We start from the raw sequence: 14,316 nt of genomic DNA, 5'->3' as shown, positions 1-14,316 counted from the left end.
CGTCATCATAACTGGTCCTATCGCTTTTCGTGGGTTCACCTCATGCGGCCGCTGACTTTCACTGGCACGCTCAGTCCGGTGCTGGCCGGCACTGTCTTAGCCGCTAAAAAGGGGCACGTCCGCGCCGACATGTTTGCGGCAATGCTTGTCGCCGCCCTATTGGTACAAGCGGCGACAAATATGTTAAATGATTATTTTGACGTCCTGCGCGGCCAAGACCGCGACAAATGGGCGGCACCCGGAGATCCGTCATTCGGCCGCGGCCCCGCCCATCATGTTGTTCCTGCTGTCGCCGGCGTCATGCTCTCTGCGGCGGTGCTGCTTGGCGCATACCTAGCCTGGTACAGCGGTTTATGGATTGCCATCGCCGGCACTTTAGGAATCTTGTTCGGTTACGCCTACTCGGCCGGCCCACGTCCTTTATCGTCGCTAGGCTTAGGAGAGCTTGTCGCTGCTGTATTCATGGGACCGGTGGCCACTTCCCTCGCCTATACCGTGCAAGGCGATCCACCCGATGCCCAGGTTTTTGCCGTCTCTTTTCCTTTCGCCCTGCTGATCGCTTCCATGATTTTATCTAACAATATACGCGACATCGAAAAAGACCGGACATTTCGCCGCACCTTGGCGATCGTTCTCGGACGCGCGGGCGCTGTACGTTTTCTTGCCGTTATACTCGCCCTCGCCTACTTGTCCATGATTAGTTTAATCGCTTTCCATATCGTTCCATGGACAGCGGGAATAGCCTTGCTTGCTCTGCCGCTAGCCATTCGGCTTCGCTGGTGTTTCCGCTGTGGAGCCGAACGGATGGAAGAAATCAGCGGCATGAAATGGGCTGCCTGGCATCACTGGGCCTTCGGATTGCTCTTTGTTTTTGGCATATGGTTATCCCCGTAAATGAACGTCAGAAAAACTTTCGGCCATTTGCCACCCGCAAAGAACCGTTTATATTCGAAAAAAGAAAGAAGGAGCGCTTCATGGAAACGCTCCCTTCAACCTATTTTCATTGCCGCATAACCGATCAGCACCCACGCGATTAAAAACGCAACGCCACCAAACGGGGTGATCGCTCCAAGCGGTTTAATTTGCGTCACGCTTAACACATACAAGCTTCCGGAAAATAAGATGATGCCGATAAACATCATCCAGCCCGCCGCGCTGATCAAGCCTGCTTGCGGAAATTTGCCAAGCAGCAATCCAACGACCAACAGGCCAAGCGCATGAAACATTTGGTACTGCACCGCTGTTTTCCATATTTCAAAATAACGGTCGGGAATTTTCCCTTCGAGCCCATGCGCCCCAAACGCCCCAAGGGCAACGGCTAAAAAGGCATTCAGCGCTCCAAGAAAGACAAACGTTTTCATGATATCTCCGCCCTCTCCTGCACAATTTTCATCCCTATCATAACGCATTTCGACAACAAAGAAAAACCCTTCTGCTCAAGAAGGGTCTTCCACGCTACCATAAATGCAATTCCCTAGAAATCGAACAGCGATGGGCCGTTTGCGTCGTCGCCGATGTCAACTCGCTCCCCTTTTCCTTGCTGAATCAAAAGCGTCGCCGCCTCCGGCAAAGACACCGACGGCACTTCTCGTTTTTCCTCTTCTTCCAACACCAAGTCACATAAAGCGCGCACGGCGGCGACATGTTCCCGCACGCGCTGCGGACTGTCCGCCGCCCTTGCTTTTCGCAGCTCTGCCTCCATTTTTGCCAAAATCGTCGCAATCGAAATCGTCAATGTGTTCACTCCTCATCCAATCATATCACTCAAGCTTTGTCTCCTATGTTCTCAATCTGCCAGTCAATCGGGTCGTACCCGCATTGTTGCAAAAACGCGTTCGTCCGCGAAAACGGACGATGGCCAAAAAAGCCGCGCGCCGCCGAAAACGGACTTGGATGCGGCGCTTCGATAATGCAGTGGTGCGGATTCGTAATCAGCTCTTTTTTCTCTTGCGCATGCCGCCCCCACAAAAGAAAGACGACCGGATCTTGTTTTTCATTTACGAGCTCAATGACGCGGTTGGTGAAAAACTCCCATCCTTTTCCTCGATGAGAATTGGCCTGCCCGCGGCGCACCGTCAACACGGTATTTAATAACAACACTCCTTGCTTCGCCCATTTTACTAAATATCCATTGTCTGGAATATAACATCCTAAATCATCATGAAGCTCTTTAAAAATATTGACAAGCGACGGCGGCAGCGGCACTCCCGGTTTGACGGAAAAGCTCAGTCCGTGCGCCTGCCCCGGTCCGTGGTACGGGTCTTGTCCTAAAATCACGACTTTCACTTGCGCATACGGCGTATAGTGAAGCGCATTAAAAATATCGTACATGTCGGGATAAATTGTCCGTGTACGGTATTCCTCTTTCAAAAATTCGCGAAGTTTTATGTAATATGGCTTATGAAACTCTTCTTCCAATAGTGGAGCCCAGTCATTTTTCAAAATAGCCATCTTGCTAACCCCTTTTTATTTACTCATTATATTAATGTACCAAATCGAGCGTCCTAAAATTAGATGAAAATAAACACATAGCTCGTCCCTTTATAAAACGGCATCAACTGTTCGTACCCAATGCAATGCAAAAGAAAGAAACAGAGGGCAAACGCCGCGAGCGATACATGAACGCGTTCAAAACGATATAAATTTTTCAGACTCGCAAACGGATCAACACTCATGCCTGTTTACATTCTATGTTTTATTATAACATAGCACTTTTGGCCAAACCTATAAGCACATTTTCGGGAGCTTTTTGCTCACATTCGCTTCGTTCCGTTTGCGGACGGTTTGTAAAACACGAAAAAGCTCCCCTCTCAGCAAGAGGAGCTTTTTTACGTTTCATTCCATTTATCCTTGCCTTAAACTCCCACTTCTAAACAAAGTGTTCATTTCCGCATGCTTTTGAAAATCAGCCCAAGCAAAAAGACAAAAATTGCCGCGCCGATGATGGCAGGTATAATGGCGAAACCGCCAATGACAGGCCCCCATGTTCCGAACAACCAATGTCCAATCCAGCTGCCGACAAAACCAACAATCATTGATCCAATGATTCCACCGGGCATATCCGCTTTCACAAGCGCATCACCAATGGCCCCGATAATGGCGGCAATCACGATGGATATAATAAGTGACAACATGTAGCTAAACCTCCTTTTTCTCTATTACCTATAGTTTTCCCCTCTTGAAACAAAAAAACCAGCGCATGCAAAAAAGCGCTGGTTGTTTACGTGCTTAAAATTGTATTTTTTCTTCTAAAAAGCGTTTTAGCTCGGCAATCGGGATGCGTACTTGCTCCATCGTGTCGCGGTCGCGCACCGTCACCATGCCGTCCTGTTCGGAATCAAAATCGTACGTGATACAGAACGGGGTGCCGATTTCGTCTTGGCGGCGGTAGCGTTTGCCGATCGAACCGGACTCATCATAATCCACCATGAAATATTTCGATAGGTCTTCATAAATGCGGCGCGCGCCTTCCGATAGTTTTTTCGACAACGGGAAGACAGCCGCTTTATAAGGGGCAAGCGCCGGATGCAAGTGCATCACCGTCCGCGTCGTGCCGTCTTCGAGCTTCTCTTCGTCATAGGCGTCGATCATAAACGCGAGCGTGACGCGGTCCGCGCCAAGAGACGGCTCAATGCAGTAAGGAACGTACCGTTCATTTGTTTCTTGATCGAGATAATGGAAATCTTCGCCGGAATATTCCATATGCTGTTTCAAATCGTAATCGGTCCGCGACGCGATTCCCCACAATTCTCCCCAGCCGAACGGGAATTTGTACTCGATATCCGTCGTCGCGTTGCTGTAGTGCGACAGCTCTTCCTTCGCATGGTCGCGGAGACGGATATTTTCCTCCTTCATCCCTAATGACAGCAGCCATTGCTTGCAAAACTGTTTCCAGTAATCAAACCATTTCAACTCTTCGCCAGGCTTGCAGAAAAATTCGAGCTCCATTTGTTCAAATTCGCGGGTGCGGAACGTAAAGTTGCCCGGCGTAATTTCATTGCGGAAGCTTTTGCCGATTTGCGCGATGCCAAACGGCAGCTTCTTTCTCATCGTGCGTTGCACGTTTTTAAAGTTGACGAAAATGCCTTGCGCCGTTTCCGGACGCAAATAAATTTCGTTGGCGCTCGATTCGGTGACGCCTTGATAGGTTTTAAACATTAAGTTAAATTGGCGCACGTTCGTGAAATCATGGCTGCCGCATTCCGGACAAGCGATATGATGCTCTTGAATGAGCTCTTCCATTTTCTCAAACGGAAGTCCGTCAACCACGATTTCGATTCCTTTTTCTTGTAGCGCATTTTCAATCAGCTTGTCGGCGCGGTGGCGCGCTTTGCACTGTTTGCAGTCGATCATTGGGTCGTTGAAGTTGCCTAAATGGCCGGACGCTTCCCACGTTTTCGGGTTCATTAAGATTGCCGCATCCAAGCCGACGTTATACGGGGATTCCTGAACAAATTTTTTCCACCATGCCCGCTTAATGTTATTTTTTAATTCCGTTCCTAATGGGCCGTAATCCCATGTGTTCGCCAAACCGCCGTAAATTTCCGAACCAGGAAAGACAAAGCCGCGATGTTTGGCGTGGGCCACGATTTCTTCCATTGTTGCTGCCATCTTCGTTTCCTCCTTCAACTTGCTTTTTTCGAAAACAAAACGCTCTCGCCACTAGGCCTTTCGCCTAGGGACGAGAGCGTGACTCCCGCGGTTCCACCCTAGTTGATGCGATCGTCTCGCATCCACTTTTCGAACAAGCAACTCCGGACTGCCGTTTCATTAACCATCTTCACCGGGCTTCCACCGTCCCCGGCTCGCTAGCGAAGAGAGGGTTAACTACTATTGATCCATCATCGTTACAGCGTATTTCATTTTGCTAATTATGATAGCAAAATCGCAAAACGCTCGTCAATGGCCGGCGGCATTTTTTACACACGATTTTGCAATTGCGCCAGCCTTGATACGATCGGAGACCCGTCCCAAATTACTTCGCTTTTGGCGCGCCGCTTTTTCACTTCTGGCTCCTCAAGGAGCAGCCAAAAGTTTTTCATCGGCAAGTCGCCAAGCCCATGCTTTTCACTTAACCGGTTTAAGTACATGCGCCGCTTGTCACTCATCTGTCGCGACAAGTTGTCGCCGCTTTCCGCAAAAGCGTACAATACGCTCGCCGTCGCGACACGTTTGACGCGACACGTCGTGGACACACGTAAAAAAAAGTCCCAGTCCCAATAATGGTGAACATACGGGTCGAAATAACCGAGACGGTCATGCATCGCTTTTCGATACAAACTCCCTGACGGCACATAGGTTGAAAATTTCCGCATCGCTTCCCGGTCATATTCATAGGCGAATAAAAAGCGGGCCGTCGGGATGCGTTGGTTATTTTCCACTCGATAATGAAAAATTTCCACATCGGAATAGACAAAATCGGCATCTGCGACTTCCGCGACCATCCGCTCTATATGAGGCGGAAGCAGTAAGTCATCGTCATCGCAAAGCATGATCAGTTCCCCTTTTGCCGTTTTCACGCCAATGTTTCTCGCCTCGACATGTCCGACATTGTCGTGACAATGAATGAGGCGGACATCGAGCTCCGGATACAGCGCGACAATGTCGTCGACGCGCTCGCCTCCATCATTGACAAGGACGACTTCAAAGCGCTGATATGTCTGTCTGCTTAATGACTCTAATAGCTCCGCAAGCGGGAGCGGACGATTATAGGTAGGAATGACAACCGATACAAGGGGATCCAAAGCCTGTTCACCGCCTCTCTTTTTCTCCCCACAAAAAAGAAGGAGCAATTACCATTAAGGGTATAGCTCCTTTCCTGTTTTGTCAATCGCTATGCCAATTCTTGCTGCTTCGTTTCTTTGCCTAGTACCCAGACAGCAATCACGCCGATAAACACCGACAGGCAGAACACCGCGAAAATCGTGGTGATGGCAGTGTGCTGAGCGACAAGATAGCCAACAAAAAGCGGACCTAAAATGCCGCCGAGTCGTCCAAATGACGCGGCCATCCCCGCTCCTGTACCGCGAATCGACGTCGGATATTGCTCCGGCGTGTAGGCATATAGCGCCCCCCACGCGCCAAGGTTGAAAAAGGAAAGCAAAATACCCGAAGTCATCAGCAACGCAAGAGAATCGGCATTGCCAAAGAAGTAAGCACTCAAAGCAGTGACGATTAAGTACGTGACGAGTACAAACTTCCGCCCCGCTCGTTCAATGAGCCACGCGGCACTGAAGTAGCCCGGCAGCTGCGCGAGCGTCATCATCAGGACATATTCAAAACTTTTAATGAGACTGAACCCTTTCATCACCATCACGCTTGGCAGCCATAAAAACATGCCATAGTACGAGAAGACGACGCAAAACCAAAGCACCCACAGCATGATCGTTTCTTTCCGGTACGGGGACGACCAAACTTTCACGATATTGTCCCATACCGTCTCTTCTTTCCGCGCGCTCGCAAACCGCGGCGAGTCCGGCAAGTTCCAGCGCAAATAGAGCGCGTACAGCGCCGGGACAGCCGCAAGCAAAAGCGCCGTTTGCCATCCGTATTTCGGAATGACAAAGTACGAAATTAAAGCCGAGACAAGCCAGCCTCCAGCCCAAAAGCTTTCTAGCAAGACAACGACCCGTCCTCTGTCTTTCGCCGGGACGCTTTCCGCGACAAGCGTCGAAGCGACCGGCAATTCGCCGCCCAATCCCATGCCGATAAGAAAGCGCAGCACTAAAAACGCCGTCAATGTCGTCGTCAAAGCAGATAGCCCGCTACCGACAGAAAACAATAAAAGCGTCACAATGAACACATTTTTTCTGCCAATCCGATCCGCCAACAAGCCAAATAAAAGCGCTCCGACCGCCATCCCGATCGAGTTGACGCTGCCAATCCAGCCCATTTGTTCCACCGTTAAGCCCCAATCTTTTTGCAGCGCCGCCATAATAAACGACAACATGCCGACGTCCATCGCGTCAAACAACCAGCCAAACCCGGCCACTCCTAACAGCTTCCGCAGCGAAATTGCCTTTTGGTCCATGTCAATCCTCCTATTATTACAAGTGTAAAGACACTTTCTTACCTCATTATATGGGGTTTGAGTCATTTATTCAATAAAGATTCGGTTGGTTTTATTCAGCTTTTAATTTATAGATGTTTGAATATGATGTTCTGCATAAGCAAAAACATTCTCCCATTGTCCTTCGTTTATATCACCCGTCATGGCGCTGTTACCTCCCGTTATAACACTGATACGTTAATCATTTTATTGGTGATGGATATCCTGTAACGGAAGTATTCTTCCTGTTTATCCAAAAAATGAATAAACAAAGCAAGGAATGTTTAAAATGAAACAAAAATAGCTTTTTGTTTCATAAAATGATAAAATATTCAGAAAGGAGGTGCGAATATGATTCCTCTGCAAGATGTCAATGCAAAAACATCTGATGTTCGCGAAGAAATTTGCATGAAACTGGTTGAAAAGCTAAATGAATACCCTGATATTAGCTCAGCCGAATTAGTTGCGTCCTATGCCTATGCGATGCAAATGAAATTTTTTTCTTATCTAATTGCTGTTACTCCGAGTGAAAACAGTATTTTCAAACAAGAAAACGCTCAGTATAGCGAATGGACAGAGAATTTAAACATCGTATTAGCAGACAAGGAAGCACCTCTAGTTGAATCATTTGCTAAAGCTAAATACTACTTAGATCAATTGTTTTTTGACATTACCGAGCGCGGTGTTCTTGAGTACACGTACCATAAGGAAGCATTAATAACTTCTCGTCAGCTACAAGAACATTTAGGTGTTTCACGCTCTACCATTAGCCGCTATGTCGATTGCGGTATGGAGAAGGTGCCAGTCCCTAGTCAGCACTGTTATCCTTTACACAATGTTTTTTACTGGAGCGATGGCATTTGGGCATCTAAAATTCAAGAGCTGTATCAGTACTACAAACTCCGTAATCAAACAAAAACAGATTTAATTAAGGAAATTAAAGATGAAATCAAACGATTTGAAGAAAAATATGAAGGAACATTTGAAGACGTTTTTAAAGATGTAACCGACCCGTATGAACTTGATGAACCAGATGATTATTTTGATTGGCGCGACGCACTTGAGGAGTTAAGAAAGCTTGATGAATCAACAATGTAGGGTTCGATATATCCATGAACTTTTTAGATCGAACCCAGATCTTTTTAATCATAAACTAGTCCCTGAGATCAAGACCAAAGGACAAAGTAGAGTCGTCGCGACATTACCATTAAATAATCACAACATATATGGGGAAGCGGTTTTGTTTATTAACGAAAAATTGGACGAGAATGGTCATATCGAGGAATATCATTATGGTTGGGAATTATCCCAGAGGAAGAAACCAATCGGAAAATCGACAAGACATATCACAGCTTTCGGTAAGCAAGATCATCCAAAACCACCTCATCAAGTCAGTACAAATCCTTATCATCATCACCATGTCCCAGGAGACATTGTTCCGCGAAAAGCAACTTCCGTAAAAGATTTAGAAACAGTAGTTGCTATCATTCGTGAATATATTGTAAGACACGAAGAATACAATGAAAATCACTCATTTTGAGTGTCTATTCCTTCCACGGCTAAGGAACATGGGCTTCATTGTCGCAAAATCTGTGAAGCAATGTTGACGTGGGAACAGTTTATGAAACGTGTAGAAACAAGTATCAAAGTTGAGTAAAAGAGAGGTAGGTCCTGTTTTAGGTGGTACTATTCCCTACAAGTAGACAGCGAAAAAAGAGGACATTTGATATGATGTTCTTAAATGTCTACTTGGGAGGGATTTAAATTGCCATGATCATGAAGCTTTTTCTCACATTTAAAGACAGAGAAGTTGTATTTAGTGCGCCTAAAAACAATTGAACAGGCGTATCAGCGACTGAAGACTTTTTACAATCACAGTCGTTTCCAGGAAAAACGGAACGGTCTTTCCCCGGTTGAATACCGAGAAAAGACCGCAGCTTCATATACTCTTTTTTCAACGTCTACTTGACAGAGTTATGTGCACGTCCTCTTCTTCCATTACCGCTGCTTTTTTATTTCGCAAATACTTCTTTCATCGTATACTCCAACCACGCTTTCACCGTTTCAAACGCAAACCGGACGTTGAGGCGTTCTGTCCATTGATGGGCGTCGCGTCCGACCGGGCCGACATTGAGCACCGGAACTTGAAATTTCGCCAGCGCGTCAAGCGGCAAACCATAGTCGCGGTTCCAGAGCGGCATATTGTCAGTAATCGCTCGCAAGGAGGCGGGCGATTGCTGTAGACCGACGTAGCTTAAGTCGGAAATGCCGCCGAAATAATGCTGCTCTACGAGCGAAACTCCATGTGTTTCTTGCGCATACGTTTTTAGTTTGGCAACAAGCTGCCCAATGAGCGGATCGGCGCTGGAATTGACGGCAGGATAATATGGCGGCGCGTAAAACAGGACGATCATCGGCGCGAAATCTTTGCAAAGCATCGCCAGCTGATCGATGAGCGCGATCGTCTTTTCACGTTCGTCTTTGTTCATATTCTCCGCTAAAATGCTGGCTTCCAACTCCTGTACTTTTGTCGTCCCAAACATCTCTACCGCTTTTTTTCTTAGCTCGGCAAACGTCCATACGTGGACAGAAAGCGATTTTGGCGTCGATTGTTCCAGCTTGGCAAAGCGGGATGCCTGAACGTAGTAATGTTCTTCGATTCGTTTCGCCGCGCGCTTCGCCACTTCCACAAGCGAGCTCGTCACGTCATCGAGCGGTTTTTGCTTCAAGAATAAATTAAATAACGTTACGGCGCGATGCGGTATTTGTACGGAGTAATCCTCTTTCAAATCGGTTTGCCACAAATTCGTCGGCGGCGGGCTGACTTCCCCGCTAAACACTTCGCAAAAGTCGGTGTTTAGCTCTAGTTCATTGGCGATTTGCGCCACCATGAAATTGGCATTTAACCCTGCGAACGGTTCGCCGACATGTGTTTCTTTTCCGTAACAATAAAAGCCCGGCAGCACTTTTCCAATCGAGCCGGTGTAAATGTAATTCGTTTTGTCCCCTGGATAGCGCGTAAACATTGGTTCGGAATTGATTACGAGCCGATAGGTTAATCCGTATTTTTCCGCGATTTCGACAAGGACCGGCACCGCCGTGCGCATTCCAACCGAATTTACCTCCTCATCCGGCACGGTAAGGAGCAGTAAATTCCCATCAAACTTTCCGTGGCACGCTTGCTCGATCATCGCCATATGAAGAGCAAGACCGCATTTCATATCCATCACGCCGCGGCCAAACAGCCATTCTCCTGCTTGCATGTCCGCCTGCACGTCCGCAGGAAGCTGCGGCTTCTGTTCGTAAAATCGCTTCGTCAGCTCCTCTGGCGAAAAGGCGGCATCCTTCCACGCTCCGTAATCTTGCACATCGACGACATCAAAGTGGCTGAGAAGAATGACGGTGTCGCGCACTTGTTCCGCTTTTTTTACAAGCGCTGTTACAAAATAGCGTCCGTCCCCAGTCGGATGCAATTGGACAAGCTCATTATTTCCCCGGAAATAATCAAGGGTGTGCAGTTGGTCCGCTATATATTGCGCGAGCCGCACTTCCGCTTCTGTCCCGCTGATGCTTGGATATTGGACTAAGCGACAAAGCAATTGTTTCAACTGCTCGGTTGTTTGCCATTTCATACCCATCCCCCATTTGCTATCATTATTTCTTTTATTTTAGCAAAAAAATAACGCCGCAACTTATCGTCATTGCGGCGTTACAAACTCCATTTTTGGATGTCAAAAACAAATCGTTTTTTATAAAATCCGAGCAATAACGTTGCGATCAACATGGAACCTATCCGCAACCCCAATCCGATTAATTAGTGGTTACGCATTGTTCGTTTCGATATGAAAAATGACGGTTTCTCCTTTTGTCGCCTTCGTTTCTGACGTTTTTTGCAAGCTTGCCACTACATCGCCGTTCGTCACAATAATCGGAGTGATCGTACTTTTCGCTTTTTGTTGGACAAGTCCGAAATCGACCGTTAATAAGCGCTGGCCTTTTTTCACACGGTCCCCCGCTGCGACATGAGCCGTAAAGCCTTCGCCGTTCATGGAAACCGTTTCTAATCCAACATGAATCAACAGCTCGACGCCCGCTTCGGAACGCAATCCGACAGCGTGTTTTGTCGGGAATACTTGCACGACCTCGCCGTCCACCGGCGCCACGACTTCCCCGTCTGTCGGCTCAATCGCGATGCCATCGCCCATCATTTTTTGCGCAAAGACGGGATCGGGAACTTCTTCAAGCGGTTTTATTGTTCCTGTCAATGGAGCGACAACGTCTTCATGTGTCGTTTTTTCTTTTTTGCCAAACCATTTTTTAAACATGGTGTTCATCCCTTTCTTATTCTTGCTCTTCCACTTTTTATCCTAAAACGCCACGACAGTGCTCGTCTTAGGCCTTGCCTGCATGCACAGTCACCATCCCTGCGTACTGGCTTTTCCATATTCAGAGTAGCTACAAGCGGCACACTTGTCAAAGAAAAACGCCTATTCTTTCACGACCATAAGCTAAATCTCATCAGTTGCTTCCCGTGCCGCTTTTCCGCCGATGTCAGGCGTTTTCACGCCGTCCGCGGTCATGTCTTCGATCGTCTTCCACAGTATATTGCCCATTTCCTCTTTTCCGATGAAAACATTTTCCTATTGTTATTCGATATAGGTTGCGTCCATTCCTATATCACGCAATATTTGTCATCGAAAAATCGTTTCATGATAGAATAGAAATACACGATGTTCGTATGGAGGAAACGAGGGAAACAATATGTCTCATTATGATGACCCTTTTCGCGGCAACTTTGACAGCCTTGAAGAGTTTGCCGACCATATTAGCGAGTTGCTGCAATGCCCGATTACGATTGAAGACGCGAACCATCGGCTGATCGCCTATAGCGCTCATGACGACTATACCGACCCAGCGCGGACGGCGACGATCATTAGCCGTCGCGTGCCGGAAAAGGTGATTAATAGTTTGTGGAAACAAGGAGCGATTCCAGCGCTGCTAAGCAGCCGCGAGCCTGTCCGCGTCGCCTCCATTTCCGAAGTCGGCCTTGGCAGCCGCGTCGCCGTCTCCATTTGGAAAAACGATGAAGTGATCGGATTTATTTGGGCGCTCGAGACCGACCGCACGTTATCGAAAGAGGATATGGAACTGCTAAAACAAGCAGCCAAAGCGGCGAAAAACAAAGTATTGCAGCTGTATATGCGCAAAAATAAAAAAGAAGAGCGGGTTCAAGAATTGTTTTGGAAGCTGTTAACCGGACATATGGCGACAGAGGAAGAAATTAAAGAAAGCTTTGAGATGATGCAAATTCCGACCGCTCCGTTATTTTCGGTGATCATTTTCCGCTTGGCCACCGAAATGACACGGGAAATTGAAAAGCAAATTTCCTACTTATTGCAAACGACCCAGCAAATTCAGCTTCTTCTCTATACGGTCGACCGTCATGACGTCATCCTGTTGGCCGCTCCAAAAACGACGAACCAGCCGTTAAAAGAGCTGCACACGTTTATCGAATCGTTCGCGCTCAAAATGAAAGAGCGTTTTCATATCAACAGCGTCCAAAGCGGCTTCGGGGGCATTTACGAAACGTACACATTGATTGAAAAAAGCTATCGGGAAGCGTTGACCGTGCTGAAAATGAAAGAAAAGTTTCCGGAACAAATTCGCTCTATTTATGGATATCAACAACTTGGCATTTATCAATTTTTTGATTTATTGTTGGAAAAAAAGCGGAACGGAGAGCTAATCAACCCTGCTTTAACGAAATTGCAAGCTTATGATCAAAAACATCATAGCGATTTAGTGAAGACGTTTGAAGTCTTTTTCGATCACGACAGCAATGTCAATGAAACGGCAAAAGCGCTGAACATTCATCCGAATACCCTCTCTTACCGGCTGAAGCGCATCGCCGAGATCGCTGAAATGGACTTACATGATATGAATCAAAAAGTAAAATTGTATATTGATATTAAACTGGCCAAATATGAAGCGCTTCATTAACTTTGTGGAAATCCACAAAAGGATGGCGCTTCTTTCTTTTTTCCTAACAAAGCCAAAATGGAAACAACCATTTATACTGTAATTAAGGTCATTTTATAGAGGAGGAATTTTGCTGATGATTATCGGGGTACCAAAGGAAATAAAAAATAACGAAAACCGTGTCGCGATCACGCCGGCGGGCGTTATGTCGTTCGTTCAAGCAGGACATACGGTATTAGTGGAAAAAGACGCAGGAATTGGAAGCGGTTTCACCAATGAAGATTATGCCAGCGCTGGAGCGCAAATTATTGAGCAAGCGCAGGACGTATGGACAAATGCAGATATGATCATGAAAGTAAAAGAGCCACTGCCAAGCGAATACGGCTACTTCCGTCCAGGGTTAATTTTATTCACCTACTTGCATCTTGCCGCTGAACCGGAATTGACACAAGCGCTAAAAGAAAAAGGAGTCATTGCTATCGCCTATGAAACGGTGCAAGTCGGACGCACACTTCCGCTGCTTACACCGATGAGCGAAGTCGCAGGACGGATGGCGGCGCAAATCGGCGCGCAATTTTTAGAAAAACCTTACGGTGGAAAAGGAATTCTTCTTGGCGGCGTTCCGGGAGTAAGCCGCGGCAAAGTGACAATCATCGGCGGCGGTACCGTCGGAACGAACGCGGCAAAAGTCGCTGTCGGGCTTGGCGCGGATGTCACGATCATTGATTTAAACGCCGATCGTCTCCGCGAATTAGACGACATTTTCGGCCACCAAATTACGACGCTAATGTCGAACCCAATGAACATCGCGCAAGCAGTCGCAGAGGCGGACCTCGTCATCGGCGCTGTATTAATCCCTGGCGCGAAAGCACCAAAACTCGTCACGGAAGACATGGTCAAAGCGATGAAACCAGGCTCTGTCATCGTCGATGTCGCGATTGACCAAGGCGGTATCGTCGAGACAAGCGACCACGTCACGACGCACGACAACCCAACATACGTGAAACACGGTGTCGTTCACTATGCGGTGGCCAACATGCCAGGGGCAGTGCCAAGAACATCCACGCTTGCCTTAACGAACGTGACGCTTCCGTACGCTCTGCAAATTGCCAATAAAGGCGTTCACCAAGCAATCGCCGACAACCACGCGCTCAAACTGGGCGTCAACGTCGCCAATGGCGAAATTACGTACGAAGCGGTCGCCCGCGACCTAGGCTACAACTATGTCCCAGTCGAAGAAGCGTTAGGGAAACAACTAGCCGCAAACTAATCCATCATACCGGTGCTGT

At 47.4% G+C, this 14,316-nt stretch carries 15 protein-coding genes and 1 pseudogene; 6 read left to right on the top strand and 10 right to left on the bottom strand.

The annotated features are described in order from the left end of the window. The first annotated feature begins 78 nt into the window (after nucleotides 1-78). Nucleotides 79-894 carry a UbiA family prenyltransferase gene (locus BDD39_RS01745; RefSeq protein WP_341801428.1) on the top strand — a complete coding sequence of 272 codons (816 nt, stop codon included), beginning with the start codon at nucleotides 79-81 and terminating at the stop codon, nucleotides 892-894. A gap of 95 nt (nucleotides 895-989) precedes the next feature. On the opposite strand, the gene BDD39_RS01740 is transcribed toward BDD39_RS01745, so the two are convergent. The 8 genes from BDD39_RS01740 to BDD39_RS01705 form a co-directional block, all read right to left on the bottom strand. Then, nucleotides 990-1,361 (bottom strand): DUF423 domain-containing protein, encoded by a 372-nt coding sequence (locus BDD39_RS01740; protein WP_166907582.1) that lies wholly within the window; start codon nucleotides 1,359-1,361, stop codon nucleotides 990-992. A gap of 113 nt (nucleotides 1,362-1,474) precedes the next feature. Continuing rightward, nucleotides 1,475-1,735 (bottom strand): YwdI family protein, encoded by a 261-nt coding sequence (locus tag BDD39_RS01735; protein WP_166907580.1) that lies wholly within the window; start codon nucleotides 1,733-1,735, stop codon nucleotides 1,475-1,477. A gap of 29 nt (nucleotides 1,736-1,764) precedes the next feature. Further along, complete coding sequence (locus BDD39_RS01730) at nucleotides 1,765-2,451, bottom strand: uracil-DNA glycosylase (protein ID WP_166907578.1); 687 nt, start codon at nucleotides 2,449-2,451, stop codon at nucleotides 1,765-1,767. 59 nt (nucleotides 2,452-2,510) lie between these two features. Then, nucleotides 2,511-2,675, bottom strand: coding sequence for a hypothetical protein (locus tag BDD39_RS01725; RefSeq protein ID WP_166907576.1), 165 nt, complete (start codon nucleotides 2,673-2,675; stop codon nucleotides 2,511-2,513). Nucleotides 2,676-2,882: 207 nt separating this feature from the next. After that, on the bottom strand, nucleotides 2,883-3,134 hold the full coding sequence (locus BDD39_RS01720; RefSeq protein ID WP_166907574.1) for a GlsB/YeaQ/YmgE family stress response membrane protein: 252 nt from the start codon (nucleotides 3,132-3,134) through the stop codon (nucleotides 2,883-2,885). Nucleotides 3,135-3,228: 94 nt separating this feature from the next. Beyond that, nucleotides 3,229-4,611: a glycine--tRNA ligase gene (locus BDD39_RS01715; protein ID WP_166907572.1), complete on the bottom strand. Its 1,383-nt coding sequence runs from the start codon at nucleotides 4,609-4,611 to the stop codon at nucleotides 3,229-3,231. Between the two features lie 308 nt (nucleotides 4,612-4,919). Next, entirely contained in the window at nucleotides 4,920-5,744 is an 825-nt protein-coding gene (locus tag BDD39_RS01710; RefSeq protein WP_166907570.1) for a glycosyltransferase family 2 protein, read from the bottom strand. Nucleotides 5,745-5,833: 89 nt separating this feature from the next. Then, on the bottom strand, nucleotides 5,834-7,030 hold the full coding sequence (locus BDD39_RS01705; protein WP_166907568.1) for an MFS transporter: 1,197 nt from the start codon (nucleotides 7,028-7,030) through the stop codon (nucleotides 5,834-5,836). Nucleotides 7,031-7,399: 369 nt separating this feature from the next. Between BDD39_RS01705 and BDD39_RS01700 the strand changes: the two genes are divergently transcribed. The 3 genes and pseudogenes from BDD39_RS01700 to BDD39_RS01690 all read left to right on the top strand — a co-directional run. Continuing rightward, a complete protein-coding gene (locus tag BDD39_RS01700) occupies nucleotides 7,400-8,146 on the top strand; it encodes an HTH domain-containing protein (RefSeq protein ID WP_166907566.1) in 747 nt (248 codons plus the stop codon). Beyond that, a complete protein-coding gene (locus tag BDD39_RS01695; RefSeq protein WP_243846051.1) occupies nucleotides 8,130-8,588 on the top strand; it encodes a toxin-antitoxin system TumE family protein in 459 nt (152 codons plus the stop codon). The genes BDD39_RS01700 and BDD39_RS01695 overlap by 17 nt, the downstream gene beginning before the upstream one ends. A gap of 240 nt (nucleotides 8,589-8,828) precedes the next feature. Further along, a pseudogene (locus BDD39_RS01690) lies at nucleotides 8,829-9,017 on the top strand (IS3 family transposase); the annotation flags it as partial. A gap of 43 nt (nucleotides 9,018-9,060) precedes the next feature. Here BDD39_RS01690 and BDD39_RS01685 read toward each other — a convergent pair. Next, nucleotides 9,061-10,680, bottom strand: a complete 1,620-nt coding sequence (locus BDD39_RS01685) for a M20/M25/M40 family metallo-hydrolase (protein WP_166907560.1) — start codon at nucleotides 10,678-10,680, stop codon at nucleotides 9,061-9,063. Between the two features lie 189 nt (nucleotides 10,681-10,869). Continuing rightward, complete coding sequence (locus tag BDD39_RS01680; RefSeq protein ID WP_166907558.1) at nucleotides 10,870-11,373, bottom strand: PTS sugar transporter subunit IIA; 504 nt, start codon at nucleotides 11,371-11,373, stop codon at nucleotides 10,870-10,872. Nucleotides 11,374-11,809: 436 nt separating this feature from the next. On the opposite strand from BDD39_RS01680, the gene BDD39_RS01670 reads away from it, so the two are divergent. Continuing rightward, on the top strand, nucleotides 11,810-13,048 hold the full coding sequence (locus BDD39_RS01670) for a PucR family transcriptional regulator (RefSeq protein WP_166907556.1): 1,239 nt from the start codon (nucleotides 11,810-11,812) through the stop codon (nucleotides 13,046-13,048). 115 nt (nucleotides 13,049-13,163) lie between these two features. Next, nucleotides 13,164-14,297, top strand: a complete 1,134-nt coding sequence (gene ald, locus BDD39_RS01665) for an alanine dehydrogenase (protein ID WP_166907554.1) — start codon at nucleotides 13,164-13,166, stop codon at nucleotides 14,295-14,297. Nucleotides 14,298-14,316: the final 19 nt, after the last annotated feature.

The sequence above is a fragment of the Saccharococcus thermophilus genome (assembly GCF_011761475.1).
GTDB classification, from domain to species: domain Bacteria; phylum Bacillota; class Bacilli; order Bacillales; family Anoxybacillaceae; genus Saccharococcus; species Saccharococcus thermophilus.
Note: the sequence above shows the minus strand (reverse complement) of the source record. Positions and strands in the feature narration are given on the sequence as shown.